Genomic DNA, 26,455 nt, shown 5'->3' with positions numbered 1-26,455 from the left:
GAACCGGATTCCTCGTGCCGAGTTTTTCGCGGAATCCCTTTGCTTGGTGAATGCCTTTTCCTGGAGCAAACTCCCTGTCGGGGCTCAAGGAGCAGAAATGAGAGCACGAACAGCGACGGTCGGCGATCTGGAAGACGTGTTTCGCCATCTGTCCAAGCGGATGTCGGACGAATACATCGCCGCCGGCAAGGACAGCAAGGTCGCCTACGACAATCTGATGATGAACCTGAAGGAGGGCCGCGCCCATGCCCTTGTCGACAGCGACGGGACCGTGGCGATCATAGCCTGGCACGAGCATGGCGACGCCGCGGACACGTTGTTCGCCGCGCGCGAGGGCTTTTTCAGGGCCGCGACCGTGCGCTTCTGCAGGCGGCATATCAGGCAGATCCAGGCGCTCGCCGGCAATCTCCCTATTCACTCCCGCAGCTGGCTCACGGGACCGGAAATCGCAAAATGGTTTCGCACCATCGGCTATGTCGAACGCGGCGAGGAAAATGGCGCCAAACTGTTCGAACTGCCGCCGGCCGCGACCCGGCCGGGCTAGGCAAGCGGCTTGGGTGCCCCGCGATTCCAGCCGCCATCGCACCGTGGCACGGCTCGCCTTTGCGTGGCCCTAGCCCCAGGCGCCGGCCATCTGCCGCGTCGTGGCGTTCAGCCGGTTGAAAGCGTTGATCACGGCGATCTGGATGACGAGCCCGGCAAGCGCCTTTTCGTCATAGTGCCGGGCGGCCTCGTCCCATACCTCGTCCGTCACTGCATCCGTTCGGTCGGCCAGCCTTGTGCCGGCCTCGGCAAGGGCAAGCGCGGCGCGTTCGGCATCGGTGAAGTACGGCGTTTCCCGCCAGGCCGACAAGGCAAAGATGCGTTCGTCCTTCTCGCCGGCTTCTTGAGTTCGCGCGCATGCATGTCGACGCAAACCGAGCAGCCATTGATCTGGCTGGCGCGCAGATGGACGAGCTTGCGTGTCACATAGGGCAAATCGGCCGCCTCGGTCGACTTATCCAGCGCCAGCAGTGCCTGCAAAGCGCCGGGAATGAGCATCACGGGGTTCTTGAGCCTGGCTTCCATGGTCTTTCTCCGTTTGAAACGTTTGGTCGCGGTTTGCCATTGCCCGGAAGCGGCCCATCGGGAGACTTATTGTGGTTCGCCGGCCATGCCCGCCAGCTGATCGAGGAGAGTCGGCGCTCAGCCTTGCTTCGCAGCCACGTGCTCAAGCCGCTCAAGAATACGCGGCCAGCCGCTTCCCATGCCGACATATCCACGCTCGTCGGCCGGTCGGAATCCAGAGTGCTCCATCCGTACCCGGGTCGCCGCGCCCTCAGGCGTGAGCGACCAGGTCACCACGGTTTTCAGCCCGCTGTCGAATTCGCTTCCGTCGCCCCAGCTATAGGCAAGCAGGCGTGGCGCCTCGACTTTCAGCACGACGCAGTTCGTCACCCCCGACCAGCCCGGTACCGGTGAAGCGCGGAAGGTGAAGCAATGCCCCTCTTGCGGCGCGAAGTCGTTCTGCATGAGCCATTCTGCGACAAGTTCGGGCACCGTCAGCGCACGCCATATCTTCTCCGCCGAATGCGGAATCAGCCGTTCAACGACGATCGATTTGGTCTGTGTCATGCCCTGCTCCTCTTTGTCGTTGTCGAGCGGCCGCTCGCGATCAATAACCCGGTGGCTATGGATTAATTCATAACCATTTAGTTATAAAACTGTCAAGCACGGAAATGCCCCCTGGTCCAATGCGACGTGCCGTTCCTGCTTTCGCGCTGGCCGCCCGGATGCTACGGGCTTCTCACAACATCATGGACAGGATCACACCTTGACCGAAGAAGTCCGCCCGCCGCTGATCGAAATCTGTGTCGAGGGCATTGATGGCCTTCTGGCCGCGCAGGCCGGCGGCGCCGACAGGGTCGAACTGTGCGCCAGCCTCGTCGAAGGCGGCATCACGCCGAGCTTGGGAACCGTGCGCGCCGCCCTCGACCAGGCGATTGTGCCGTTCCATGTCATGGTGCGGCCGCGTGGCGGCGATTTTCTCTACAGCGAAACCGAGTACCGTTCGATGCTGGCCGACGTAGCCGCCCTGCGCGACCTCGGTGTATCAGGCGTGGTATTCGGCTGCCTCACCGCCCAAGGCACCATCGACGAGCGCCGCATGAGCGAATTGACGGAGGCCGCCGGCGGCCTCAACGTCACTTGTCACCGCGCTTTCGACATGACGCGCGACCCGGCCGAGGCGTTGGAAGCGCTGATCCGTTGCAAGGTCGGCCGCGTGCTGACCAGCGGCCAGCGCGACACGGCGATGGAAGGCCTGTCGCTGTTGGCGGACCTGGTGCGACAGGGAGGCGATCGCATCGTCGTTCTCGGCTGCGGCGGGCTCGATCTCGGCAACATTGCCGAGGTGCGGCAAAGGACTGGACTATCCGAAATGCATTTCGCCGCCCTCAAGGAGGTGCCCAGCGCCATGCGCTACCGCAATCCCAAGGTCGGCATGGGCGGCTCCGACCTCGACCGCGAGTATCGCAATACGCTAACCGATACGCCGCTTGTGGCAGCGACGATCGCGGCGGCCAAGGCATGACCGCTCTCTCCCCGATCAGCCCTGTCTCGCAAAGCGACGAAGCGGCCATACTCGCGCTCAACAACGAGCATGCCGCCGAATTGTCGTGGCTTGAGCCCGAGCGCCTGTCTTTCCTGCTTGGCGAGGCGTTCTATGCGCGCCGCATCGGCGCGCTCGACGCCTTCATCATGACCTTCGATCAGGGGGCCCGGTACGACAGCCCGAATTTTCTCTGGTTTCGCGGACGCTACGAGCGCTTCGTCTATGTCGATCGTGTCGTGGTGGCGGCGCAAGCCCGTGGCCGCGGCCATGCCCGCCTGCTCTACAAGGACCTGTTTGAGCACGCCACGCGCGCCGGCCACGCACTGGTCACATGCGAGGTCAATGCCGACCCGCCCAATCCGGCTTCGGACGCCTTCCATGCCGCGCTCGGCTTCACCGAGGTCGGCGACGCGGTGATCCACGGCGGCAAGAAGGCGGTGCGCTACTACGTCAGGCGGATCATCGCCTGAGCGCTGCTCCTTTCCAGGTCTCTGCCACTACTGGAACAACGCTGCCGCACTGACCAGCGTCGTCCAGAACCCCCACAACAGCGGGATGCCGACCAGCAGCCAGGCAAGGACCAATTTGACAGAATTGCTGTTGTCTTGCGCCATGATCACTCTCCTTATGCTGCAGCCGGTTCGGCCTTCATGTGGAACCGTGCATTCACCGGCCGCATCATCAGGTTGAGCAGGAAACCGACGACGAGCAGGCCGGCCATGATATACATGGTGACCGTGTAGGCATCGGCTTTCGCTACTCCTGCATCGATCTGGTACTGCCTGATGTAGTTGACCAGGACCGGCCCCAGAACGCCCGCCACCGACCACGCCGTCAGCAGGCGGCCATGGATGGCACCGACATACCGCACGCCGAAGACATCGCGCAGATAGGCCGGAATGGTGGAAAAGCCGCCGCCATACATGCTCAAGATGACGCCATAGAACAGCACGAACAGGAACACGTTGCCCGACTGGCCCGTCCACGGCACCACCGCATAAAGGATCACGCCCAGCACGAAGAAGACCGCGTAGGTCGTCTTGCGGCCGATATAGTCGCTGGTCGATGCCCAGAAGAAGCGGCCGAGCATGTTGAAGATCGACAGCAGGCCGACGAAGCCGGCGGCAGCCGCCGGCGTGATGCGTCCCGGGAACATCTCCTGGCTCATGGCGGAGGCTTGGCCGAGGACGCCGATGCCGGCCGTCACATTGAGGCACAGCACGCCCCACAGCAGCCAGAACTGCGGTGTCTTCAACGCGTCGTCGAGATGGACGTTGGCGGTTGTGACCATCGTGTTCTGTGTCGCCGGCGGCGTCCAGCCGGCCGGACGCCAGCCATCGGGCGGCACCCTGACGATGACAGCGCCGATCAGCATGAAGATGAAGTAGACGATGCCCAGCACGATGAAGGTTTCGGCGACACCGATATGCTGCGGGGTCGAAAACAGCTTCAACAGATAGACCGAAAGCGGCGAAGCGATGAAGGCTCCGCCGCCAAACCCCATGATCGCCATGCCTGTCGCCATGCCCGGCCGGTCGGGAAACCAGGTGATCAGCGTCTTGACCGGCGAGATGTAGCCGAGCCCGAGGCCGATGCCGCCCAGGACGCCGTAGCCGAGATAGATGATCCACAATTGATGCAAGGTGACGCCGAGCGCCGACACGATGAAACCACCGCCGAAACAGCAGGCGGCCGCGACCATCGCCTTGCGCGGGCCGACGCGATCCAGCCAACCGCCGCCGAAAGCTGCCGCGAGGCCAAGGAACAGGATCGCGATCGAAAAAATCCAGCCGAGTCCGGTCAGCTTCCAATCATCGGGCGCCGAATCGGTGATACCGATCAGTTTCGACATCGGCAGGTTGAAGACGCTGAACGCGTAGGCCTGACCGATGCAAAGATGAATGCACAATGCCGCCGGCGGCACCATCCATCTGCTGAAACCGGGCTCGGCGATCGTGCGCGACCGGTCGAGCCAGCCGCCGGCGTTTTCCCTGGTCGTTGCCATTCCATCCTCCCATGCAATGTTCTGTTTCGAACAAACTAGGCGGAGCACGGGGCGGGACAACAAGGAATAGCTGCCATAGTACCAATGTCTAAGGACATTGGGCTGTCCGGCAAGCAGATCGCCAGGTCACCCCTGGATAGATTAGGATGAACTTACCAAACAAGCTGCCGAACAGGCGGCATCGAGCGAGGCTGACCTTGGCCGCTATGCAACGCAAGGGAAGGACGCTGCGGCGTCACTCACCAGTTGCGGTTCAGCCACTCACGCGACGGCCGCTCGATGACATAATAGCTGCAGAGCGCGCAGGCAAAGACCCCAGCCAGCATCAGCCACGGGTCGCTGCCTCGCTCATAGACGAATTTGTAGAATGGCTGCTGCCACAGATAGAGCGAATAGGACCATAGGCCCAGCGTCGCCATAGGCCAGGACGACAGCAGTCCGGAAAACAACCTCGTGCTGAAATCGAGAGCGTTGACGGCAACCGCCAGCAGCGGCACGGCGACCAGATAGTGGATCGGGGTCGGTACCGGGTCCATGAACAGAAGCACCGCCGCGACGGCTGCCGCCACCGCCACATAGCGGCCATTCAACAGGGCCGGCAGCTTGCCGTCGGCCTTCAGCAGGCAGATGGCGGCCGACAGCAGGATCGACGCAATGTGCACGTCGGTGCGCCAGTATGTGGTTTCGTAATCCATATGCAGGAACCAGTACGAAACGGCACCGTTTGCCATGGCCAGCACCGCCAGCACCAGGAGCAGCGGGATGACGCGGCTGCGGCTTGCGACGAACGCGCTGATCGCGGCCAGGATTATGTAGGCATGCTCTTCGACGCAGAGCGACCAGATGTGGTCGAGCGCGCCGGCGCGGTTCACGAGAATTCCGGCATAGTTGTAGGTGAATGTCAGCGCCGTCAGCGCCGCCTTCCATTTGAAGGCGACGAACGTGCCCGACAGCGCAATCATCGAAACGATCACGAACACCAGCAGTGCGGGATAGATGCGGGAGAAGCGGCGCTTGAAGAATTTCTTCAGCGGGTAGCGCTCGACGAACAGGATCTCGGCCATCAGCCGGCCGCTGAGCACGAAGAAGAATTCGACGCCCAGCACGCCAAGATTGATCCCTGCAACGGGAAAGAAATGGCCGATGAGCACCAGCGCGATCGAAAGTCCGCGCCAGCCGTCGAGATAGGCCAGTCTTGTCCTGGCGGATCTGTCGGCGACGGGTCTTGGCGGCACAACATGCGTCGCGGAGATGTCGGTCATGCCGCTCCCTTCGCATCGAAACATGCGAATAGGGGTCGCAGGTCGTGATGAACACTCCGAACCCGGCTCGCGTTTGATCGCCGGCATAGTGCAGTGCAATATCGCTTTGTGCAAGTGCGAGATTGCCACAATGCGCCCGTCTGCGGAAAAGGGGCGCGAAGTCCCTCTCCTGCCTGACAGGAGCAGAAAGGAATCAGGCGTTGGCGGCGGCCACCGCGCGCTTGGCCATGACCGCGACCAGATTGGCACGGTATTCGGCGGAAGCGTGGATATCGCTCATCAGCTTGGTCGGCGGCACCTTGACGCCGTCGAGCGCCGAAGCCACGAAGTCCTTCGCAAGCGCGGCCTCGATCTCCTTCGAGCGGAAGACGCCATCGTCGCCGGCGCCGGTCACGGCGACGCGGACGCCGTCCTCACCCTTGGCCACGAACACACCGACAATGGCGTAGCGAGAGGCCGGATTGCGGAACTTTTCATAGGCTGCCTTTGACGGCGCGGTGAAGGTGACGGCGGTGACGATTTCGCCATCCTCCAGCGCCGTCTCGAACAGGCCTTTAAAGAATTCGGCGGCCGCGATCTGGCGTGTATTGGTAATGATTGTTGCACTTAGCGCCAGCATGGCCGCCGGATAATCGGCCGCCGGGTCGTTGTTGGCGATCGAGCCGCCGATCGTGCCCCTGTAGCGCACTGCCGGATCGCCGATCATCGATGCCAGATGGGCGAGCGCCGGACAGGCTTGTTTCAACGTGTCGTCGCTGGCAACATCGAAATGCGTGGTGGCGGCGCCGATCGTGACCGTCCTGCCGGACACTGTCACGCCTTGCAATTCCTTGATCCGCGACAGGTCGACGACATCGGAAGGGGCCGCCAGCCGCGTCTTCATGGCCGGGATCAGGGTCATGCCGCCCGCCAGCAACTTGGCGTCGCCGCCCGTGACGAGCTTCGCGGCATCGGCGACTGAGGCGGCGCGGTGGTAATTGACTGCGTACATTGTCTCTCTCCCTTCGGGAAGAGCGAATAGGCAATAGCGAGTTAGCGAATAGGACCTTCCCTTCGCATCACGCTTTTCCCCTACTCGCTACTCCCTACTTCCTATTCGCTTTTCAATGCTTCGTCGCACGGATCGCGGCCCACACCGTGGACGGCGAAGCCGGCATGGCGATATCGGCGATTCCTATGGCGTCGGTGATGGCGTTGATCACCGCCGGCGGCGAGCCGATGGCGCCGGCCTCGCCGCAGCCCTTGATGCCGAGCGGATTGCCCGGACACGGCGTGTTCGAGGTCGAGATCTTGAACGAAGGCAGGTCGTCGGCGCGCGGCATGGTGTAGTCCATGTAGCTCGCGGTCAGGAGCTGGCCGTCGGCGTCATAGTGGGCGCCTTCGAGCAGCGCCTGGCCGATGCCCTGCGCGATGCCGCCATGCACCTGGCCCTCGACGATCATCGGGTTGATGATGTTGCCGAAATCGTCGGCTGCGACGAACTGGATGATCTCGGTCGTTCCGGTCTCCGGATCGATCTCGACCTCGCAGATGTAGCAGCCGGCCGGAAAGGTGAAATTGGACGGGTCGTAAAACGCCGTCTCCTTCAATCCCGGCTCCATGCCACCGGGCAAATTATGAGCGGTATAGGCCGCCAGCGCCATCTGGAACCACGGCACGTTTTTGTCGGTGCCGGCGACCTTCAGCGCGCCGTTCTCGATGACGATGTCGCCCTCGTCGGCCTCGAGCAGGTGCGCCGCGATCTTCTTGGCCTTGGCCTCGACCTTGTCCAGCGCCTTGGCAATCGCCGACATGCCGACCGCGCCCGAGCGCGAGCCGTAGGTGCCCATGCCCATCTGCACCTTGTCGGTGTCGCCATGGACGATCGAGACGCTGTCGATCGGCACCCCAAACCGCTCGTTGACGAGTTGCGCGAAGGTCGTCTCATGGCCTTGGCCATGGCTGTGCGAGCCGGTCAGTACCTCGATGGTGCCGGCGGCGTTGACGCGCACCTCGGCCGATTCCCAAAGGCCGACGCCGGCGCCAAGCGAGCCCACCGCCGCCGACGGCGCCAGGCCGCATGCTTCGATGTAGCAGCTCATGCCGATGCCGCGCAGCTTGCCGTTCCTGGCGGCCTCCGCCTTGCGCCCGGCAAAGCCGGCATAGTCGGCGGCCTCCATCGCCGCGTCGAGCGAGGCGCCATAGTCGCCGGCGTCATAATTCATGATGACCGGTGTCTGGTGCGGGAACGTGGTGATGAAGTTGGTCCGCCGAAGCTCGGCCGGCGACACGCCGAGTTCCCGCGCCGCGGTTTCCATCGTGCGCTCGATGAGATAGGTGGCTTCGGGACGCCCTGCCCCGCGATAGGCATCGACGGGTGCCGTGTTGGTGTAGACCGTGCGGACATTGGCGTGGATCGCCGGGATATCGTACTGACCCGACAGCAGCGTCGCGTAGAGATAGGTCGGCACGCAGGACGAGAACAACGACATGTAGGCGCCGAGATTGGCCAACGTGTCGACCTTGAGGCCGGTGATCCTGTTGTTCTTGTCGAAGGCCATTTCCACTGTCGAGACATGATCGCGGCCATGTGCGTCGGAGAGGAAGCTTTCGGTGCGGTCGGCCACCCACTTCACCGGCACGCCGGTTTTCTTGGACGCCCACAGGCAGACGATCTCTTCCGGATAGATATAGATCTTGGAACCGAAGCCGCCGCCGACATCGGGCGCGATGACGCGCAATTTGTTTTCCGGCGCGATGTTGTAGAAGGCGCTCATCACCAGCCGCGCGACATGCGGGTTCTGCGAGGTCGTCCAGCAGGTATAATGGTCTTCCGCTCTGTCGTAGTGACCCAGCGCTGCCCGCGGCTCCATGGCGTTGGGCACCAGCCGGTTGTTGACGATTTTCATGCGAGTGATGTGGGAAGCCGCCTTGATCGCCGCGTCGGTCGCCTTGGCGTCGCCGATCTCCCAGTCGAAGATCAGATTGTTTTCGGCTTCCGGATGGAGTTGCGGAGCGCCCTTTTCGAGCGCCTTCGTCGCATCCACCACTGCCTCGAGTTCATTGTAGGTGATCTCGACCGCTTCGGCGGCGTCGCGCGCCTGCGCCTTGGTGTCGGCGACCACGACGACGACCGCATCGCCGACATAGCGAACCTTGTCGACCGCCAGCGGCGACCAGGCTCCCATCTTCATCGGGGAACCGTCCTTGGAATGTATCATCCAGCCGCAGATGAGATTGCCGATGCCATCGGCCTTCAGTTCCTTGCCGGTCAGCACACCGATGACGCCCGGCATGGCTTGCGCCTTGTCGACGTCGATCTTCACGATCTGGGCATGCGCGTGCGGGCTGCGCACGAAGGCCGCATGCTTCATGCCGGGCACCACCATGTCGTCGACATAGCGACCGGCGCCGGTGATGAACCGCTTGTCTTCCTTGCGCGCAACGCGAGCGCCAACACCTTCAATGCCCATCAGAAATTCCTCCCGAAATAGTGAGTAGGAAGTAGTGAGTAGTGAGTAGTGAAGATCGGCGCCGGTTCGGACCGGCTACTCACTACTCACCCCTTTTCTCACGCCGCTTGCCTGACCTTGCCGCTCATCCCCTCCGATGCGGCGAGGATCGCCTTGACGATGTTGTGGTAACCGGTGCAGCGGCAGATGTTGCCTTCGAGCTCTGCGCGCACCGTCGCTTCGTCGAGGCCTTCAGGGTGGCGCTTGATCATGTCGGCCGCCGTCATGATCATGCCTGGCGTGCAGAAGCCGCATTGCAGTCCGTGATGCTCCTTGAACGCCGCCTGCACGGGATGAAGGTCGGCACCGTTGGCAAGCCCCTCGATCGTCACCACACTCGATCCGGACGCTTGCACCGCGAGCATCGTACAGGATTTCACCGCCTTGCCGTCGACATGGACGACGCAGGCGCCGCATTGCGAGGTATCGCAACCGACATGGGTACCGGTGAGGCCGAGATTCTCCCGCAAGAAGTGAACCAGCAGCGTCCGGTCCTCGGCCGCGCCGCGGACCTGTTTTCCGTTCACCATCAACGAAACGTCCGACATGAATCCTCCCTGGGTATCACCTTGGTCATCACGCTGCCGAGGCGGTGTTGGCTTCGGCCATGCGTTATTCGTACACCGCACAAGCCGTAAAAAACAGCGCGGCGCAAAAGCCGGATCATTGTACTTTCGGCCATGGCAAGGCGAAACACGCATTCCCCTCGCCCCATTGCCAAAATGCCGATTGGCGGCAACAATGACCTTCGACGTTGGCGCGCAAGAAGCACATAAACAGCGCGCACAGGCAGCGTCGGAGGAAATGCGGGAGAACGTCGCTGACCGTTTCACGGACGCGCTACGCATGCGGCTTGTCGGCGCTGACCACGGACGAGCCCGACCCGGACGTCTTCGCACGCGCGGTAGCGGCGGAGGCCGCCGCCATCGAGGCCGGCTTCGCCCTGTTGTTCTTTTCCCAGCGCCTTGTCGAGGCCGGCGCCATTACGCGTGCAATCGCGGCCCATGCGCCGGCGCTCCACTACGCCGGCTGCTCGACCGCCGGAGAAATCACGCCGCAGGGCCTCGAGGAAGGCCATATCCTCGCCATGCTGCTCCCTTCGGCGTCGTTCACCGCGGTCAGCACCACGGTCGACAACCTTTCGTCATCGGGCTTGGACAGGGTCACTGGTGATGTCGAGGATCTGAGACGCACTCTGCATGGGCGTATCGGCGGCGAGCGGACCAGGAACACCTTCGCGCTCTGTTTCATCGACGGGCTGTCCTATGCCGAGGAAGCGGTGAGTTCGGCCATCCATTGGGGCCTCGACGACATACCGCTGCTCGGCGGTTCCGCCGGTGACGACCTGAAATTCGAGACGACGAGCCTGATCTCCAACGGCAAGGTCACGTCCGACAGCGCCATCATCGTGCTGGTCGCTACGGAAATCCCTTTCCATGTCTTCAAGACCGACAATTTCGTTCCCACCGATGAAAAACTGGTGGTCACCGCGTCCGATCCCGATCACCGCATCGTGCGCGAGTTCAATGCCACCAATGCGGCCGAGGAATATGCCGCTTCGGTCGGCATCGTCGCGCAGACGCTGACGCCGCTGAGCTTCGCCTCGCATCCGGTGGTGGTGAAGGTAGGCGGTGAATATTACTGCCGCTCCATCCAGAAGATGCACGCGGACGGCTCGCTGTCGTTCTTCTGCGCCATCGACGATGGTGTCGTGCTGTCGATCGCCCAACCCAAGGACATGGTGGAATCGACCCGCGCGGCTCTGCTCGACGTCGAGGCGAGGCTTGGCGGCATCGACATGATCATCGGCTTCGACTGTGTCCTGCGCCGGCTGGATGCGCGCAACCGGCAGGTCTTTCGCGAAATTTCCGAACTCTACCGGGTCAACAACGTCATCGGCTTCGGCACTTATGGCGAACAATACCGGTCGATGCATCTCAACCAGACCTTCACCGGCATCGCCTTCGGCGAGCGCCCTGCCGCCGAGTGAGCGCTGCCGTGCCCCTCAAGGACATAGACGATCCCGACAGGCTGAAGAAGATCAACGCCGCGCTGGTCAGCCGGGTCGAGCGTTCGATGGACCAGCAAGGCAACGCCTTCTCGCTGTTCCAGACCGCGATCTCCCTGGAAAGCAGGGTGCGCGCGCGCACCGAGGAACTGCACTCGACCCTGCGGCGGCTGGAACAATCGAACATCGACCTCAGCGCCGCCAAGGAAAACGCCGAACAGGCGAACCTGTCCAAAACCCGCTTTCTCGCCGCGGCCAGCCACGACGTGCTGCAGCCATTGAATGCGGCGCATCTGTCCGTCTCCGCCCTTGCCGAAGTGCAGACCAGCGACGAGGGCCGGAAACTGGTGCGGCAGGTCGAGCGCTCGCTGGAGACGATGGAGGACCTGCTGCGCACGCTGCTCGACATCTCCAAGCTCGACGCGGGCGTGGTCCAGCCCGACATTGGCGACGTCAGCCTGGAGGCGCTGTTCTCGTCGCTGCGGTCGGATTTCCAGCCTGTGGCCGAACTGAAGGGCCTGTCGCTCAAATTCCGCGCCGTCAACGCCGTGGTCCGCTCCGATCGCACGCTGCTGCGCCGCATCCTGCAGAACATCCTCTCCAATGCGCTGGGCTACACCCGCTCGGGCGGCGTCCTTGTCGGCACCAGGCACCGCGGCGATGCCATCCGCATCGATGTCGCCGACACCGGCTGCGGCATTCCCGACGACCAGCGCGAGGCGGTGTTCGAGGAGTTCCATCGCGGCATCATGCCAGCCAATGCCGAACTCGCCGGCGGCGGCCTCGGCCTTGGGCTGGCCATCGTGCGGCGCATCGCCGGCGCGCTCGGCCATCCCGTGACGTTTTCCTCGAAGGTCGGCCGCGGCACGATCTTCCACATCGATGTCCCTGTCGGCATCGGTGCCACGGCGGACGCCATTGCCAGCGCTGCAAGCCTGGAGCGGCCGCGCGGCTACGGCTTGTTCGGCACCAAGGTTCTGCTGGTCGAGAACGATGTCGAGGTGCTGCAGGCGATGACCTCGTTGCTCGAACGCTGGCAATGCCTGGTGCGCGCCGCGACCTCGACCGACGACGCGCTCGACATGCTCGGCGACACGGACTGGGTGCCCGACATCGTCATAGCCGACCAGCACCTCGACGGCGGCGATCTCGGCACCACCACCATATCGAAGGTCCGCCGCTATCTCGGCCGCGCGGTGCCGGCGCTGATCGTCACCGCCGACAGTTCCGAAGCCGTCGCCAAGGCGGCGCGGGCCGGCGGCATAGAGCTGATGCGCAAGCCGCTCAAGCCCGCGCAATTAAGGGCGCTGCTGGCACATCTGCTGGCTTAGACCGGCCCCTCAAAACCCCGCTTGGTCCCGAAACAGCTCCGCATTGTCCAGCTTCGAAACCTCGATCACCGCTTGCGTGCGGCTGTAGACGTTGAGCTTGCGCAAGATCTCCGAGACGTGCGCCTTGACGGTGGTCTCGCCCACTTGCAGCTCATAGGCGATCTGCTTGTTGAGCAGGCCTTGGCGCAACATCTGCAACACGCGCAATTGCTGCGGCGTCAAAGTCGACAGGCGCTGCACCATGTCGGCGCGGTCGGTGCTGTCGGCGTCGGGCGGGCGGCCCTCATAAGTTTCCGGAACATAGATGGCGCCCTCCATCACCGAGCGTATAGCGTTGGCCAGATCGCTCTTGCGCGCCGATTTCGGGATGAAGCCGGCAGCACCGTAGGACAGCGCCTCGGAGATGATCTTGGGCTCCTCGTAACCCGACACTATGACCACGGGCAGGCGCGGATAGCGGGTCCGAAGCTGCAGCAACCCCTCGAAGCCGTGCACGCCGGGCATGCTGAGATCGAGCAGGGCAAGGTCGAACGGCTTTGTCCCGGCCAGCAGGTCGAGTGCCTCGGCGATCGAGCGCGCCTCTACCGTGTCGACCTCGGGATAGGCCATCTGCACGGCGCTGTGCAGCGCCTCGCGAAACAGCGGATGATCGTCGATGATCAGGAACCGGGCGCTGTCAGTGGCTGCTGTCATGTGGCTCGTTTCGGTTTGCCGGCCGCAGCATAATCCCGCGACCATGGCCGACTTATTGGCAAATAGTCTATCCCGGTCGAGGATGCATCGCCGCGAAAGGGATGGAAACTCCGGATTCGTTATACGGGCGGGCCGGCCAATGCTTTATGAAAAGCGACGCCTTGCCCGGCCCCTCAATTGGGCCGAAGGTGCCCGCCGGCCCGACATCCAACCGCAGAGACAGACCATGACCGCCTTTGTCCTCCCCGCCCCCCCAACGCCCTCGGTCGCAGTGGCCGGCTCGAGCGAGCGCTTTGCGGTGCGCCGCATCTTCTGCGTCGGCCGCAATTACGCCGCGCATATCAGGGAGTTCGGCAATGACGAGCGCGACCCACCCTTCTTCTTCACCAAGCCGGCCGATGCGGTGGCAGACTCCGGCGCCACGGTCCCCTACCCGCCCCTGACGACCAACCTGCACCATGAGATCGAACTGGTGGCCGCGATCGGCAAGCCGGGCTTCCGCATCCCGCGCGCCCAGGCGCTGGATCATGTCTGGGGCTATGCCGTCGGCATCGACCTCACCCGCCGCGATCTCCAGGACGAAGCCAAGAAAGCGGCGCGGCCATGGGACTGGTCGAAGGCTTTCGACCGCTCCGCGCCGTGCGGTCCTCTGGTTCCCGCGCAAAAATCCGGCCATCCGAGCCAGGGCCGTATCTGGCTGGCCGTCGACGGCAAGGTCCGGCAGGACGCCGATCTCGCCGAGTTGATCTGGCCGATCTCCGACATTGTCTCGATCTGCAGCGAAGGCATGGAATTGCAGCCAGGCGACCTCATCTTCACCGGCACGCCGGCCGGTGTCGGCGCGGTCAAGCCTGGCGAGACGATGACCGGCGGCGTCGACGGCATCGGCACGATCGAAGTGACCATCGGCCCGCCAAATCGGTGAGTGCATGAGCGACATCGTCCTTCACAACTACTACCGCTCCTCCACCTCCTACCGGGTGCGGATTGCGCTGGAGATGAAGGGGCTGACCTATGACTACGTGCCGCATCACCTGCGCCATGGCGAACATCTCGAACCGGCTTATCTTGCGGTGAATCCCCAAGGGTTGGTGCCGGCGCTGATCCTGGGCGACGGGACGCTGCTGACGCAATCGCTGGCGATCATCGAATTCCTCGACGAGACGACGCCCGAACCGCCTCTGCTGCCGAAGGACGCAGTTGGGCGCGCCCGCGTCAGGATGCTGGCGCAGATGATTGCCTGCGATATCCATCCGGTGAATAATTTGCGTATCCTGACCTCACTGCGAACCCTGTTCGGCGCCGGCGACGAGGATGTCGCCAACTGGTTCCGGCACTGGGTCAAAGAGGGTTTCAAGCCACTCGAAGACCTGTTGATGGCTTCGCCCGAGACCGGCACGTTCTGCCACGGCGACACGCCGGGGCTGGCCGATATCTGCCTGGCGGCACAGGTCACCAGCAATGCCCGTTTCGGCGTCGATATGGCGCCCTACCCGACGATCTCGCGCATCAATGCCGCCTGCATGGCCCTGCCGGCCTTTCAGAAAGCCGCGCCGCAGAACCAGATCCATGCCGAGTAACCTTCATTCGGCGACGCGCAGCGTCACCCTCGGCGCATGCGCAAAGGGCCGACTTGTCTGGCGGAATCGATTTCCGCTTGACCGGCCAGGGAATCGGCTATCGTTTCCCGAAGTGCGCGCAAGGTGGAGTTGCCGATGAAAGCCGTCGTCTTCGAGAAATTCGGCGAAGCGCCGACGATCCAGACCGTTCCCGATCCGAAGCCGGCCCCCGACGGCGTCGTCATCAAGGTCGAGGCGACAGGCCTGTGCCGCAGCGACTGGCACGGCTGGATGGGCCATGACGCCGATATCCGCCTGCCGCATGTCCCCGGTCACGAACTGGCCGGCGTCGTGGTAGCCGCCGGCAAGCAGGTGACCCGCTGGAAGGCTGGCGAGCGCGTCACCGTCCCGTTCGCCGTCGGCTGCGGCCATTGTTTCGAATGCACGTGCGGCAATCACCAGGTCTGCGAGCACCAGTCCCAGCCGGGCTTCAACGCCTGGGGCTCGTTCGCCGAATATGTCGCCATCGAGCACGCCGACACCAATCTCGTGCGCCTGCCCGACGAGATGGAATTCGCCACTGCCGCCAGCCTCGGCTGCCGCTTCGTCACCTCGTTCCGCGCCATCGTCGACCAGGGCCGGGTGACGCCGGGCGAATGGGTGGCGGTGCATGGCTGCGGCGGCGTCGGCCTGTCGGCGATCATGATCGCCAGCGCCATGGGCGCCAACGTGATTGCCATCGACCTCACCGAAGAGAAGCTGGACTTCGCCAGGAAGATCGGCGCGGTGGCGACCATCAACGCGGCGACGACCCCGAACGTCGTCAAGGCGGTCAAGCAGATCACCAATGGCGGCGTCCATATGTCCATGGATGCGCTCGGCCATCCCACGACCTCGTTCAATTCGATCGCCAATCTGCGCCGGCGCGGCCGCCATGTGCAGGTCGGCCTGATGCTGGGCGATCACGCCCGCCCGCAGGTTCCGATGGACAAGGTGATCGCCTTCGAGCTCGAAATCCTCGGCAGCCACGGCATGCAGGCCTACCGATACCCCGCGATGATGGAGATGATCCGCACCGGCAAGCTGAAACCCGAGCTGCTGGTCGGCAAGAAGATCAGCCTTGAGGAAGCGCCGGCCGCGCTGATGGCGATGGGCGGCTTCGAAGGCATCGGCATCGGTGTGGTGACGAAGTTTTAGCCAGCGGCGCTGGTCGCGCGCCGTGGCAAATCCCGCTTGGCAAACTTTTTGGCGCCGAATACGCACAGCACCACGCCGAGCGTGATGGCGACCATCAGCGGGCTGACCTGTTCATGCAGCAGTGTCGCCGCCAGGGCGAGGCCAAAGAAGGGCTGCAGCAGTTGCAACTGCCCCACGGCGGCGATGCCGCCTTGCGCGAGGCCGCGATACCAGAACACGAAGCCGATCAGCATGCTGAACAGCGAGACATAGGCAAGCCCGATCCAGGCACTGGTCCCGACCGTGGCGAAGGACGGTGGCAGGGTTACCACGGTCAGCACCAGCATGACCGGCAGTGACAGCACCAGCGCCCAGCAGATCACCTGCCAGCCGCCAATCCTGCGCGACAGCGCGGCGCCTTCGGCATAGCCCAGGCCGCAAACGACGATGGCGGCGAGCATCAGTGCATCGCCAACCGGCGAGGCCGTCACGCCTTGCGCTAGCGCAAACCCGCCCACCAGCGCGCTGCCGAGGCATGAGAACAGCCAGAAGGCCGGCCTCGGCCTCTCGCCCCCGCGCAGCGCGCCGAAGATCGCGGTCGCCAGCGGCAGCAGGCCGACGAAGATGATGGAGTGGGCAGAGGTGACATGCTTCAGCGCCAGTGCAGTCAGCAAGGGAAAGCCGACCACCACACCCAACGCGACGATGACAAGCGACATCAGGTCGTGACGCTCCGGGCGCTTCTCGCGGAACACGAGCAGCAACGCGAGGCCAAGCAAGGCTGCTATCACCGCGCGCGCCGACGTCAGGAATGTCGGATCGAAATCCATCACAGCCACGCGCGTTGCCGGCAGGGAGCCGCTGAAAATCAACACGCCGATGAATCCGCTCATCCAGCCGCTCGTCGTCTTGTCCATTGCAGGCACTCCATCCATTGCGCCCTCTATCGGGCCCATACCCATGGCGCGACCAGAGACAATGCAGTACAATTCAACAAAACTGTCATGGTTTGTCGGAAGGTACAGATGGACGAATCAGCGAGGTTCGACAACAGCGGAACCCTTGTCGAAGGCATCATGTCCACCATCCGCCAGCGAATTGCCGCGCGTAGCCTCACGCCCGGCGCCCAATTGCCCTCGATCCGCGCCTTCGCGAAATCCATGCAGGTTTCCAAATCCACGGTGGTCGAGGCCTATGAACGCCTGGCTGCGGAAGGCGCGATCCGTTCCCGGCCAGGCTCCGGCTTCTATGCCGCCGGATCGCTGGCGCCGTTGTCGCTGGCCGAGATCGGCCCCCGGCTCGACCGCGCCGTCGATCCGCTCTGGGTTTCTCGGCAGTCGCTGGAAGCGGGCGACGATATGCTGAAGCCCGGCTGCGGCTGGCTGCCCGCCTCGTGGATGCCGCAGGCGGCGCTGCGCCGCGCGCTGCGCACGGTGGCGCGCGCCGATGATGTGGCGCTCGCCGACTACGGCACGCCGCTCGGATTGCCGCCGCTGCGCCAATTGCTGGCGCGGCGCATGGCCACGCATGGCATCGAGGCTTCCCCCGAACAGATCATGCTGACGGAATCGGGCACGCAGGCCATCGATCTCCTGTGCCGCTTCCTGCTCGAACCCGGCGATACGGTGCTGGTCGACGATCCCTGTTATTTCAATTTCCACGCGCTGTTGCGCGCCCATCAGGCCAAGGTCGTCAGCGTCCCCTACACGCCATCGGGACCGGATATCGACTTGTTCGCGCAGGCGCTGGCCGAGCATCGGCCGCGCCTCTACATCACCAATTCCGCCATCCACAACCCGACCGGCGCGATCCTATCGCCGGTCACCGCGCACCGGCTGCTCAAGCTCGCCGATCAATCGGACCTGACCATCGTCGAGGACGACATCTTCGCCGATTTCGAACATACCCCTGCCCCAAGGCTCGCGGCTTTCGACGGTCTCGAGCGTGTCGTCCATATCGGCAGTTTCTCCAAGACGCTTTCGGCCTCGATACGCTGCGGCTTCATCGCCACGCCCCGTGACTGGATGGAAGGGCTGGCCGACCTCAAGATCGCCACCACCTTCGGCGGCGGGCGGCTCGCGGCCGAATTGGTGCTGACCCTGCTCAGGGATGGCAGCTATCGCAAGCATATGGATCTGCTGCGCGCCCGGCTTTCGCGTGCCATGGGCGAGACAGGCGCCCGGCTGAAGGCGATCGGCATCACGCCCTGGATCGAGCAGCCCGCCGGCCTGTTCCTCTGGTGCAGCCTGCCGGATGCAGTGGACGCAGCCGAGGTTGCCCGCCGCGCGCTTGCGGCCAATGTCGTGCTGGCGCCCGGCAACGCGTTCAGCCTGTCGCAATCGGCCAGCCGCTTCCTGCGCTTCAATGTTGCCCAGTGCGAAGACGAGCGAATCTTCCGGACGCTGGAGGCTGCCATGCCGCGCTGAAGGCCGCGGCGAGGCTTGCGCGATCAGGACTTCATGCAAATCTCGCGCACGCAACCGCGCAGCCAGCGCTGCGCCGGATCGGCATCGAGCCGCGGATGCCAGAGCATGGAAATGGTGACCGCCGGGATGTCGACCGGCAGCGAGAAGCTCTGCATGCCGGCGCGCGCGCCTTGCGTATGCCGCTCGGGCACGCTGGCGATCAGGTCCGAGGCGCGCGCCATGGCGAGCGCGGCCGAAAAACCGGAAGCCATGCACACGACCGTCCGTTGCAATCCGAGCCGGCTCAAGGCTTCGTCGATCGGTCCTCTTTCGCGGCCCCGCCGCGAAACATTGATGTGGCGGCCAGCCGCATAGCGTTCCGGCGTCATCGCGCCCTGGCCCAGCGGGTGGTCGTTGCGCACGGCGCCGATGAAACGGTCGCGAAAAAGCGCCTGGATGCGCACCTCCGGCCCGCTTTCACCGGCCACGCCTACCTCCAGATCGATCGCCGCTTCGCGCAGTGACGCCATATCGTTGTCCGACTTCGGCGCGAAACGCAGCCTTACGCCCGGCGCGTCGGCCTCGATGCGGGCGATCAGCCGCGGTCCGAACTCCTCGACGAAGCTTTCATTGGTGCGCAGCGTGAAGGTCCTCCCCAGGCCTGGCAGATCGAGCAGTCTGGCCGGGCGCAGCAGCGTTTCCGCATCCTGAACCACTCGGCCGACCTTTTGGCGCAGTTCCTGCGCGCGTGGCGTTGGGACCAGGCCGCGACCGGCGCGCACCAGCAGCGGATCTCCCGTCGCCGCGCGCAGGCGTGCCAGCGTGCGGCTCATCGCCGAGGGGCTGAGCCGCAACCGCGTCGCGGCCCGCGCCACACTGCCTTCGGCCAGCAGGACATCGAGGGCGACGAGCAGGTTGAGATCGGGCGATGTCATCGGTGGGTTATAACATGATGTGGCGTTCAGTGCACTGATATCATGCAAATGCTGCGTCTTCCGCCATATCAGCCGCAAGATTAGATCTCCGGCGGCTCCGGTTTCCGGAGCGTGCAGAAAGGAGATCGCCATGGCAATCGCGGAGCAAGATCGGGATGTACTGATATCAGCGCCGCAACAGCGAGGATCGGCTGGATGGGCGCTGGCGAGCCTGTCGCTGGCCACGCTGCTGTCGTCGCTCGGCACCAGCATCGCCAGTGTCGGCCTTCCCTCGCTGATGCAGGCATTCGACGCTTCGTTCCAACAGGTACAATGGGTCGTGCTCGCCTATCTGCTCGCGATCACCATTCTGATCGTCAGTGCCGGGCGCCTCGCCGATATGCTCGGGCGGCGGCCGCTGCTGCTTTTCGGCATCGCGCTGTTCACATCGGCGTCGGTGCTCTGCGGCCTCTCGCCGGCTTTGTGGCTGCTGATCGCGGCGCGGGCGGTGCAAGGGCTTGGCGCGGCGCTGATGATGGCGCTGACATTGGCCTTTGTCGCCGAGACGGTGAGCAAGGCCAGAACCGGCAGCGCCATGGGCCTGCTGGGCGCCATGTCGGCCATCGGCACCACGCTCGGCCCTTCCTTGGGCGGCCTGCTGATCGCCGCTCTCGGCTGGCGTTCGATCTTCCTGGTCAATGTGCCGCTCGGCGTCCTGACCTTTGCCATGGCCTGGCGCGCTTTGCCTGCCGGCAATCGGATGACGCGGACCGGTCAAGCCAGCTTCGATGGTTTGGGCACGGGCCTGCTGGCCTTGGCATTGGCGGCTTACGCGATGGCGATGACACTGGGTAGAGGCAGTTTCGGGCTCATCAATATCGGCCTGCTGGTCGCGGCTGGCATCGGCATCTTCCTGTTCGCGACGGCGCAAAGGATGGCGAAAAACCCATTGGTCGAGCTTTCCGCCTTCCGTGATCTCTCGCTGAGCGCGAGCCTGGCCATGAACCTGATCGTCGCCACGGTAATGATGGCGACCTTGGTGGTTGCGCCGTTCTATCTCTCGCGCGGGCTCGGACTGGACGCGGCAAACGTCGGACTGGTGCTCTCGACAGGCCCGCTGGTCTCTGCGCTGTCGGCGTTGCTGGCCGGACGCCTTGCCGATCGCTTCGGAGCCAAAAGGATGATGGTCGCGGGCCTGCTTGGCCTTGCCACGGGCACGTTCCTCCTGTCCCTGGCAATGACGGCACTCGGCATCGCCAGCTATGTCGTCCCCATCACCGTCACCTGCTTCGGCTATGCCCTGTTCCAGACGGCGAACAATGCCGCCGTCATGGGCAGCGTCGGCGCCGGTCAACGCGGCCTCATCTCCGGCCTGCTCAACCTGTCGCGCAACCTTGGCCTCATTACGGGCGCCTCGGTGATGGGCGCCATATTCGCCGCCGCATCAGCCGGAGGACGCGAAGGCATCGGCCAGAGCATGCTGACGTCAGCGGCGGCGGCCAGCGGAATGCAGGTGACCTTCCAGACGGCAACGGCCCTGACGCTGGCGGCGCTGGTGCTGGCGCTGGTTTCGGCTCGCGCCGTCGGCCGCGCTGCGCCCGAAATGCGCGCTTAGCCTTTTGCCGAGCCGGCAGGCAAAGAACCCTGACAAAGATCAATTCAGGGGCCTGACGGACTCCCGTTCAGGCCCCTGCCCGCTTGCGGCGCTCATAGAGCATGACCAGCGTTTCGGCCGTCAACGCCGGCTTTTCCTCGCCTTCGATCTCGACGGTGTTGGCAGCCTTCATCAGGTATTGACCCGGTCCCCGGTCCTCCATGGACAGCAGCGTGGTGCGCAGCCGGATGCGTGCGCCGACCTTGACCGGCGCCAGGAACCGCACCTTGTCGAAGCCGTAGTTGAAGGCGGCCTGCGTGTTCTCGGGCACGATTCCCATGCCGAGCGCCAGCGCGCCGATGATCGACAGCGTCAGGTAGCCATGCGCGATCGTCGTGCGGAATGGGCTTTGTCGCCGCGCCCGTTCGGGGTCGACATGGATCCACTGATGGTCGCCAGTGCATTCGGCGAACTGGTTGATACGGTTCTGGTCGACTGTCGTCCATTCCGAGACGCCGAGCTCCTGCCCGGACATCGTCCTCAACTGCTCGTAGGTAGGCGGCGTCTTAGGCCGTATTTCGGTCATTCCTGTTTTCCCGATGGCTTCCAACGCTTCCGGACCACGAACCGGCGGCTCCTGTCAATTCGCCCTGCATGATTCCGTTCCCCCAGGATCGACGTGAATCCTGGCATCGCGTCAAGCCGTATTTGCCCGGTGCAACAGCGTGGCGGGCCGATGAGAGAGCATGCGAACAAACCTTCGCCGAGCGCAGGGCTGGCAGGCAATCAGTCTTTGGCACGCGAGCTACTTCTTCTCGAAGCCGGCGCGGATTTCCTCCATCGCCTCCTTGATGCGCATGCGCAGGATGTTGACCGATTCGGTGCCGGATTTCCTGGCCAGCTCGGCCACTTCGCTGGCATTCTTCAGCGTGGTCTCGAAGGATTTCCTGGCGAACTCAGTCTGTTTGGCCATCAGGTCCTGCGGCGTGCCCGGCGCTCTGTAGCCTTGCGTCATGTCGGCGATTTCGCGCAGCGTGTCCTGAAGCATCTCGCGTTGCCTGGAAAACAGCGACGACGCGCCGGCGGCACTTGCCCGCGCCGATTTCTCCAACGCTTCAAGATTTTTGCGATGGTGCGCGAGGATCGCCTCGACATCGACATTGGGCAGTTTCAGGTCACGGCCGAACCGGCCGAACATGTCCGTGAAGGAATCGGAATCCGGTCGTTTGGCCACGCTCATCTGCTCCCCTGTTGCCGCGACTGCTGATGCCCGGCCCCATGAGAATAGGGCATGGCGTGCGCCCGTCAATTGACGAGAAACAGCCGCTCCGCGGTGTAAAGCGCGATGCCGGCCAGACCGCCGATGATCATGCCGTTGAAGCGGATATATTGCAGGTCCCGGCCGATGTTCATCTCGATCAACCGCGTCAGTTGCGCCAGGTCCCAGCGCTTGACCTGGTCGGCGATGAATTTCGATACGCCGCCCTTCTGGCTCTCGACGAAAGAGGACAGCGCCACCACGAATCCCTGGTTCATGTCGGCCCTGATCTTGGCGTCTCCGGCCAGATGCCTGCCGACCTCGACGAACATGTTGGCAAGATGCGCGCGGATGATCGATTGCGGCGCCTTGGCATCCTGCCCGATGAACAGGCTGAGACTTTCCCACATGTCGCCGGCCAGCGCCTTGACTTCCGGCCTGGCGAGGAAATCGCGCTTCAGCTTCTCGGCGCGCCTTGCATATTGCTTCGACGCTCTCAGCCGCTCGACGAAGCCCTGCGCGAAACGGTCGAATTCGGCGCGCATCGGGTGGTCGGGATCGGCTCTCACCTCGTCGAGCAGCGAACCGGCCGAGGCGACGATCTTCTTCAGGAGATAGGCGTCGGCCCGGAACAGGTTGAACAGCGACGGCAGTTCCTCGCGGATCTTTTCGCGCATGGTCGTCAGCGCCTGTTCATCGTTGAGGAATCGGCCGATCACCTTGATGAACTCATCGAACAGCCTCTGGTGACGGCGATCGTCGGTCAGGGCCGAGAGCAATTCGGCCGCCAGGGGCGCCAGCGGCACTTTTTCGATCTGTTCCAGCATTCGGCTGGTGACGAAGCCGCGCAGCCCCGATTGCTCGACGGCGGCAAGTGTCTGCGGAATCAGCCGCACGACGAAACGCGACAGGCCCTCGGCGCGCTCGGAATCGGCCAGCCAGTCGGCGACAAGCGCCGAGAAATCGACCTCGGCCAGCTTTTCGCGCACCGGCTCGGGGGCAAGGAAATTGACTTCGATGAAACGGCCGAGATTGTCGGCGATGCGGTTCTGGTTCTCGGGGATGATTGCGGTGTGCGGGATCGGCAGACCGAGAGGCCGCTTGAATAGCGCGACCACAGCATACCAGTCGGCCAGGCCGCCAATGGTCGCCGCCTCGGCAAAGGCGGCGACGAAGCCGAGCCATGGATGTGTGCCCTCGAAGGACTTGGCCAGGGCGAACACTGCGACGCAAAGCGCAAGTGCCGACGTGGCGACGAATTTGGTCCGCCGCAGCATGGCAAGCTTGGCACGCGAGTCGGCATCATATCCGGCGGAAGCCAGGACCGTGGCTGGTTGTGACATGTCGGAGCCGCTCCTCGTCGATCTCGGGCCTATTAGAGCATTCCAGGAAAGGGTGTGTCATGGTGTTCCTGGGAAAAGCGCGTGGCGCTTTCCCAAGGGAATTGCGTAAAAACAAAGAGTTGGAGCGGTCGACCATTCTGCCAAACGTTGGACCGCTCTGGTGTTTCACCCGAGGAAATGCGCGTGACAGCCGAATCGGCCGCGTCTTGCTGCGTGGCGCACACAAAGTTGACGAGAATGTTCAGCTATTATGCGAGGCTAGTCTGGAATTATTCCAAGGTATAGGCCATATTCCGCAGGGGCCGGTGTGGCGAATCCGAACGCTCGGAGCAATGCCGCACCAGCAAAGTTCCAATCCGGCGTGATCGCAGCTCGCCAGCGCTTTGTGAGGACAAGATGCGGCTTACCCGCCAGACCAATTATGCCATGCGCATCCTGATGTATTGCGCCGCCAATACCGATCGGCTGAGCCGCATTCCCGAGATCGCCGCCGCCTATTCGGTGTCGGAGCTTTTCCTGTTCAAGATCCTCCAGCCGCTGGTCGAGAATGGCCTTGTCGAGACGGTGCGCGGCCGCAATGGCGGCGTCAGGCTTGGCCGTGCCGCGGAATCGATCAGCCTGTTCGACGTCGTGCGCGTGACGGAGGAAAGCTTCGCCATGGCTGAGTGCTTCGAGAACGACGCCGCGGAGTGCCCATTGGTCGACAGCTGCGCGCTGAATTCGGCGTTGCGCGAAGCGCTCAACGCCTTCTTCGCCGTGCTTGCCCGCTATACGATCGCCGATCTCGTGGCGGCGCGTCCGAACGTGCGCAGCCTGCTCGGCATCGACATGTTAGAGCGCCGTGCGCCGGCGGCCTGACCACATCGCGATATTGCTCGGCAGGTCGAGATTAGGCTATTTGCGCCTCGCCTGAATATCAACTGACCGACGATTGCGGCAGCACGAACGGTGTATTGCCGGCCGGCAGGACTCCGACCCTCAAGCGGCAACCGAACACCCTTTCGATCAGATCGTCGCTCAGCACATCCTGCGGCGAACCGGTGGCGGCAAGCCGGCCGCGGTGCATGACGAAAATACGGTCGGCATACATCGCCGTCAGGTTGAGATCATGCAGGATGGCGATCACGCCGCCGCCCCTTCTGGCGAAGTCGCGGGCGATGTTCATGATGATCAACTGGTGCTTGATGTCGAGGCTGGACACCGGCTCGTCCAGGAACAGATAGCGCGGCTTGCCGTCGAGCATCGGCGCCCAGACCTGGCACAGCACCCGGGCGAGTTGAACGCGCTGCTGCTCGCCGCCGGAAAGCTCCTGGTAGAAGCGACCGGCGAAACCGGCGAGGTCGACACGCGCCAACGCCCGTTCCGGCAGGCGTTCGTCCTCGCCCGGCAGCACACCCGAGCGGCCTCCGACAAGGCCGAGCCTGACAATCTCGCGCACGGTAAAGGGAAACGACAGGGTCGTCGCCTGCGGCAGCACCGCGCGCAGCGTCGCCGCCTCGACTGGCGTCATGGTCGAGAGTTCGCGGCCGTCGATGGCAATCCGGCCAGTATGCGGGAGTTCCCCCGACAGCGCCTTGAGGAAGGTCGTCTTGCCCGACCCATTGGGCCCGACAATGGCCGAAATTTCACCCGGCCTGACCTCGAAATCGACGCCGGCGACGATGCCTTTCCTGCCGATCGCCACCGAAACATCGCGCGCTTCGATCATGAAACATCCCTAAAGGTCGATGACGCCGCGCTTGCGCAGCAGAATCCAGAGGAAGAACGGCGCCCCGGCGATCGCCGTGACGATGCCGATCGGCAGTTCTGCGGGCGCAACAATGGTGCGCGCGACCGCGTCGGCCAAAAGCAGCAGCGAGGCGCCGAGCAGCGCCGAGGCCGGCAGCAGATAGCGATTGTCGGGGCCGATCAGCAGGCGCAGCAGATGCGGCACCACGATGCCGACGAAACCGATACCGCCGCTGACCGCGACGGACGCGCCGACCGCCGCCGAGACGCCGACGATGGCCGTGTACTTAAGCCGCTGCACCGGAATGCCGAGATGGCCGGCGGTCGCCTCGCCCAGCGCCAGCGCATTCAGGCCGCGTGCCAGGAACGGCATCGCCGCCAGCGAAAGCACGATGACCGGGCCGACTGAGCCGATCTTCTGCCATGTCGCACCGGCCAGCGAGCCGAGTTGCCAGAAGGTCAGGTCGCGCAATTGCCGGTCGTCGGCCATGAAGATCAGGATGCCTGTCAGGGCCATGGCAAGCGCGGCCAGCGCCAGGCCGGCAAGCAGCATGGTGGCGACGGATGTGCGGCCCTGCCGCGTCGCGACCTTGTAGAGCAGCAACGTCACCGACAAACCACCGCCGAAGGCCGCCAGAGGAAGGGCCAGCGCGCCCAACCAGGCGGTCACCGGGGACAGCACGGTCGCGCCGAGCACGATGACGGCCACCGCGCCGAGGCTGGAGCCCGCCGAAACGCCTATAAGTCCGGGGTCGGCAAGCGGATTGCGGAACAGCCCCTGCATGACCGCGCCGGACACCGCGAGGGCGGCCCCGATCAGCACGCCGAGCACGACGCGCGGCAGCCTTATGTCATAGACGATGAGGCGATCTCGCGCGCTCATCGCCGCGTCGCCAGGCGCTGCGCCGAACAGCCAGTCGCCGACGACCTTGACGGCGGACGCATCCGAGGCGCCGGAGGTCAGCGACAGCAATACCGCTGCCGCAAGCATGACGCAGGCGAGCGCGATGACCAGACGGGCGCGCCCGGAACGGTCACCGTCGCTGGCCATCTTCCTTTCCGCCGGCCTGGCGATCGACTGGTCGACCATGCCGC

At 64.0% G+C, this 26,455-nt stretch carries 25 protein-coding genes and 1 pseudogene; 11 read left to right on the top strand and 15 right to left on the bottom strand.

The features are described 5' to 3' along the window. Positions 1–97: 97 nt before the first annotated feature. Positions 98–544: a hypothetical protein gene (locus LB551_RS17200; protein WP_140551432.1), complete on the top strand. Its 447-nt coding sequence runs from the start codon at positions 98–100 to the stop codon at positions 542–544. Positions 545–613: 69 nt separating this feature from the next. Here LB551_RS17200 and LB551_RS17195 read toward each other — a convergent pair. After that, a pseudogene (locus tag LB551_RS17195) lies at positions 614–1,068 on the bottom strand (carboxymuconolactone decarboxylase family protein). 117 nt (positions 1,069–1,185) lie between these two features. Beyond that, positions 1,186–1,614 (bottom strand): SRPBCC family protein, encoded by a 429-nt coding sequence (locus LB551_RS17190; protein ID WP_224659949.1) that lies wholly within the window; start codon positions 1,612–1,614, stop codon positions 1,186–1,188. 199 nt (positions 1,615–1,813) lie between these two features. Here LB551_RS17190 and LB551_RS17185 point away from each other — a divergent pair, with 199 nt between their 5' ends. Both LB551_RS17185 and LB551_RS17180 read left to right on the top strand, forming a co-directional pair. Continuing rightward, positions 1,814–2,572, top strand: a complete 759-nt coding sequence (locus LB551_RS17185; protein ID WP_224659948.1) for a copper homeostasis protein CutC — start codon at positions 1,814–1,816, stop codon at positions 2,570–2,572. Further along, entirely contained in the window at positions 2,569–3,063 is a 495-nt protein-coding gene (locus tag LB551_RS17180) for a GNAT family N-acetyltransferase (RefSeq protein WP_140551428.1), read from the top strand. Before LB551_RS17185 ends, LB551_RS17180 begins: the two co-directional genes overlap by 4 nt. Positions 3,064–3,218: 155 nt before the next feature. On the opposite strand, the gene LB551_RS17175 is transcribed toward LB551_RS17180, so the two are convergent. From LB551_RS17175 to LB551_RS17155, 5 genes are all read right to left on the bottom strand, one after another. After that, entirely contained in the window at positions 3,219–4,598 is a 1,380-nt protein-coding gene (locus tag LB551_RS17175) for an OFA family MFS transporter (RefSeq protein WP_140551427.1), read from the bottom strand. A gap of 239 nt (positions 4,599–4,837) precedes the next feature. Further along, on the bottom strand, positions 4,838–5,860 hold the full coding sequence (locus LB551_RS17170; RefSeq protein WP_140551426.1) for an acyltransferase family protein: 1,023 nt from the start codon (positions 5,858–5,860) through the stop codon (positions 4,838–4,840). A gap of 193 nt (positions 5,861–6,053) precedes the next feature. Further along, positions 6,054–6,851 carry an FAD binding domain-containing protein gene (locus LB551_RS17165; RefSeq protein WP_224625454.1) on the bottom strand — a complete coding sequence of 266 codons (798 nt, stop codon included), beginning with the start codon at positions 6,849–6,851 and terminating at the stop codon, positions 6,054–6,056. A gap of 112 nt (positions 6,852–6,963) precedes the next feature. Further along, positions 6,964–9,312: a xanthine dehydrogenase family protein molybdopterin-binding subunit gene (locus LB551_RS17160; RefSeq protein ID WP_224625453.1), complete on the bottom strand. Its 2,349-nt coding sequence runs from the start codon at positions 9,310–9,312 to the stop codon at positions 6,964–6,966. 98 nt (positions 9,313–9,410) lie between these two features. After that, positions 9,411–9,899, bottom strand: coding sequence for a (2Fe-2S)-binding protein (locus LB551_RS17155; RefSeq protein WP_140521053.1), 489 nt, complete (start codon positions 9,897–9,899; stop codon positions 9,411–9,413). Positions 9,900–10,204: 305 nt separating this feature from the next. Here LB551_RS17155 and LB551_RS17150 point away from each other — a divergent pair, with 305 nt between their 5' ends. Next, positions 10,205–11,341 (top strand): FIST signal transduction protein, encoded by a 1,137-nt coding sequence (locus LB551_RS17150; protein ID WP_224625452.1) that lies wholly within the window; start codon positions 10,205–10,207, stop codon positions 11,339–11,341. 8 nt (positions 11,342–11,349) lie between these two features. Beyond that, positions 11,350–12,690, top strand: a complete 1,341-nt coding sequence (locus LB551_RS17145; protein ID WP_224659947.1) for a hybrid sensor histidine kinase/response regulator — start codon at positions 11,350–11,352, stop codon at positions 12,688–12,690. 9 nt (positions 12,691–12,699) lie between these two features. Here the strand turns inward: LB551_RS17145 and LB551_RS17140 are convergent, their stop codons facing one another. Further along, positions 12,700–13,383 (bottom strand): response regulator, encoded by a 684-nt coding sequence (locus LB551_RS17140; RefSeq protein ID WP_140495724.1) that lies wholly within the window; start codon positions 13,381–13,383, stop codon positions 12,700–12,702. Positions 13,384–13,609: 226 nt separating this feature from the next. On the opposite strand from LB551_RS17140, the gene LB551_RS17135 reads away from it, so the two are divergent. From LB551_RS17135 to LB551_RS17125, 3 genes are all read left to right on the top strand, one after another. After that, positions 13,610–14,308: a fumarylacetoacetate hydrolase family protein gene (locus LB551_RS17135; protein ID WP_224659946.1), complete on the top strand. Its 699-nt coding sequence runs from the start codon at positions 13,610–13,612 to the stop codon at positions 14,306–14,308. A gap of 4 nt (positions 14,309–14,312) precedes the next feature. Beyond that, positions 14,313–14,963 (top strand): maleylacetoacetate isomerase, encoded by a 651-nt coding sequence (gene maiA, locus LB551_RS17130; protein ID WP_224659945.1) that lies wholly within the window; start codon positions 14,313–14,315, stop codon positions 14,961–14,963. Between the two features lie 135 nt (positions 14,964–15,098). After that, entirely contained in the window at positions 15,099–16,139 is a 1,041-nt protein-coding gene (locus tag LB551_RS17125) for a zinc-dependent alcohol dehydrogenase family protein (RefSeq protein ID WP_224659944.1), read from the top strand. Here the strand turns inward: LB551_RS17125 and LB551_RS17120 are convergent. After that, positions 16,136–17,035, bottom strand: coding sequence for a DMT family transporter (locus LB551_RS17120; RefSeq protein WP_224659943.1), 900 nt, complete (start codon positions 17,033–17,035; stop codon positions 16,136–16,138). The genes LB551_RS17125 and LB551_RS17120 overlap by 4 nt on opposite strands. Before the next feature lie 108 nt (positions 17,036–17,143). Here LB551_RS17120 and LB551_RS17115 point away from each other — a divergent pair, with 108 nt between their 5' ends. Beyond that, positions 17,144–18,544, top strand: coding sequence for a PLP-dependent aminotransferase family protein (locus tag LB551_RS17115; protein WP_224659942.1), 1,401 nt, complete (start codon positions 17,144–17,146; stop codon positions 18,542–18,544). Positions 18,545–18,567: 23 nt separating this feature from the next. On the opposite strand, the gene LB551_RS17110 is transcribed toward LB551_RS17115, so the two are convergent. After that, positions 18,568–19,458 carry a LysR family transcriptional regulator gene (locus LB551_RS17110; protein ID WP_224659941.1) on the bottom strand — a complete coding sequence of 297 codons (891 nt, stop codon included), beginning with the start codon at positions 19,456–19,458 and terminating at the stop codon, positions 18,568–18,570. Between the two features lie 130 nt (positions 19,459–19,588). On the opposite strand from LB551_RS17110, the gene LB551_RS17105 reads away from it, so the two are divergent. After that, positions 19,589–21,052: an MFS transporter gene (locus tag LB551_RS17105; protein WP_224659940.1), complete on the top strand. Its 1,464-nt coding sequence runs from the start codon at positions 19,589–19,591 to the stop codon at positions 21,050–21,052. 67 nt (positions 21,053–21,119) lie between these two features. Here the strand turns inward: LB551_RS17105 and LB551_RS17100 are convergent, their stop codons facing one another. The 3 genes from LB551_RS17100 to LB551_RS17090 all read right to left on the bottom strand — a co-directional run bounded on the left by LB551_RS17100 (position 21,120) and on the right by LB551_RS17090 (position 23,632). Then, positions 21,120–21,617 (bottom strand): MaoC family dehydratase, encoded by a 498-nt coding sequence (locus tag LB551_RS17100; RefSeq protein ID WP_140495716.1) that lies wholly within the window; start codon positions 21,615–21,617, stop codon positions 21,120–21,122. Positions 21,618–21,836: 219 nt separating this feature from the next. Next, a complete protein-coding gene (locus tag LB551_RS17095) occupies positions 21,837–22,265 on the bottom strand; it encodes a phasin family protein (RefSeq protein WP_224659939.1) in 429 nt (142 codons plus the stop codon). A gap of 71 nt (positions 22,266–22,336) precedes the next feature. Beyond that, entirely contained in the window at positions 22,337–23,632 is a 1,296-nt protein-coding gene (locus LB551_RS17090) for a DUF445 domain-containing protein (protein WP_224659938.1), read from the bottom strand. A 396-nt stretch (positions 23,633–24,028) separates the two neighbouring features. On the opposite strand from LB551_RS17090, the gene rirA reads away from it, so the two are divergent. Further along, a complete protein-coding gene (gene rirA, locus LB551_RS17085; protein ID WP_140551413.1) occupies positions 24,029–24,490 on the top strand; it encodes an iron-responsive transcriptional regulator RirA in 462 nt (153 codons plus the stop codon). 58 nt (positions 24,491–24,548) lie between these two features. Here rirA and LB551_RS17080 read toward each other — a convergent pair whose 3' ends face one another. Next, entirely contained in the window at positions 24,549–25,340 is a 792-nt protein-coding gene (locus LB551_RS17080) for a heme ABC transporter ATP-binding protein (RefSeq protein ID WP_224659937.1), read from the bottom strand. A gap of 9 nt (positions 25,341–25,349) precedes the next feature. Next, positions 25,350–26,450 (bottom strand): FecCD family ABC transporter permease, encoded by a 1,101-nt coding sequence (locus LB551_RS17075; protein ID WP_224659936.1) that lies wholly within the window; start codon positions 26,448–26,450, stop codon positions 25,350–25,352. Positions 26,451–26,455 lie beyond the last annotated feature (5 nt).

Origin of the sequence: Mesorhizobium sp. BR1-1-2 (assembly GCF_020165435.1) — a bacterium.
Classification (GTDB): Bacteria; Pseudomonadota; Alphaproteobacteria; order Rhizobiales; family Rhizobiaceae; genus Mesorhizobium.
Note: the sequence above shows the minus strand (reverse complement) of the source record. Positions and strands in the feature narration are given on the sequence as shown.

Coding starts and splice junctions, on each gene's coding strand:
- LB551_RS17155 (WP_140521053.1), bottom strand. CDS start 9,899: ATGTCGGACGTTTCGTTGATGGTGAACGGAAAACAGGTCCGCGGCGCG.
- LB551_RS17200 (WP_140551432.1), top strand. CDS start 98: ATGAGAGCACGAACAGCGACGGTCGGCGATCTGGAAGACGTGTTTCGC.
- LB551_RS17140 (WP_140495724.1), bottom strand. CDS start 13,383: ATGACAGCAGCCACTGACAGCGCCCGGTTCCTGATCATCGACGATCAT.
- LB551_RS17100 (WP_140495716.1), bottom strand. CDS start 21,617: ATGACCGAAATACGGCCTAAGACGCCGCCTACCTACGAGCAGTTGAGG.
- LB551_RS17125 (WP_224659944.1), top strand. CDS start 15,099: ATGAAAGCCGTCGTCTTCGAGAAATTCGGCGAAGCGCCGACGATCCAG.
- LB551_RS17115 (WP_224659942.1), top strand. CDS start 17,144: ATGGACGAATCAGCGAGGTTCGACAACAGCGGAACCCTTGTCGAAGGC.
- LB551_RS17075 (WP_224659936.1), bottom strand. CDS start 26,450: ATGGTCGACCAGTCGATCGCCAGGCCGGCGGAAAGGAAGATGGCCAGC.
- LB551_RS17160 (WP_224625453.1), bottom strand. CDS start 9,312: ATGGGCATTGAAGGTGTTGGCGCTCGCGTTGCGCGCAAGGAAGACAAG.
- LB551_RS17135 (WP_224659946.1), top strand. CDS start 13,610: ATGACCGCCTTTGTCCTCCCCGCCCCCCCAACGCCCTCGGTCGCAGTG.
- LB551_RS17165 (WP_224625454.1), bottom strand. CDS start 6,851: ATGTACGCAGTCAATTACCACCGCGCCGCCTCAGTCGCCGATGCCGCG.
- LB551_RS17110 (WP_224659941.1), bottom strand. CDS start 19,458: ATGACATCGCCCGATCTCAACCTGCTCGTCGCCCTCGATGTCCTGCTG.
- rirA (WP_140551413.1), top strand. CDS start 24,029: ATGCGGCTTACCCGCCAGACCAATTATGCCATGCGCATCCTGATGTAT.
- LB551_RS17170 (WP_140551426.1), bottom strand. CDS start 5,860: ATGACCGACATCTCCGCGACGCATGTTGTGCCGCCAAGACCCGTCGCC.
- LB551_RS17175 (WP_140551427.1), bottom strand. CDS start 4,598: ATGGCAACGACCAGGGAAAACGCCGGCGGCTGGCTCGACCGGTCGCGC.
- LB551_RS17180 (WP_140551428.1), top strand. CDS start 2,569: ATGACCGCTCTCTCCCCGATCAGCCCTGTCTCGCAAAGCGACGAAGCG.
- LB551_RS17080 (WP_224659937.1), bottom strand. CDS start 25,340: ATGATCGAAGCGCGCGATGTTTCGGTGGCGATCGGCAGGAAAGGCATC.
- LB551_RS17120 (WP_224659943.1), bottom strand. CDS start 17,035: ATGGACAAGACGACGAGCGGCTGGATGAGCGGATTCATCGGCGTGTTG.
- LB551_RS17190 (WP_224659949.1), bottom strand. CDS start 1,614: ATGACACAGACCAAATCGATCGTCGTTGAACGGCTGATTCCGCATTCG.
- LB551_RS17105 (WP_224659940.1), top strand. CDS start 19,589: ATGGCAATCGCGGAGCAAGATCGGGATGTACTGATATCAGCGCCGCAA.
- LB551_RS17090 (WP_224659938.1), bottom strand. CDS start 23,632: ATGTCACAACCAGCCACGGTCCTGGCTTCCGCCGGATATGATGCCGAC.
- maiA (WP_224659945.1), top strand. CDS start 14,313: ATGAGCGACATCGTCCTTCACAACTACTACCGCTCCTCCACCTCCTAC.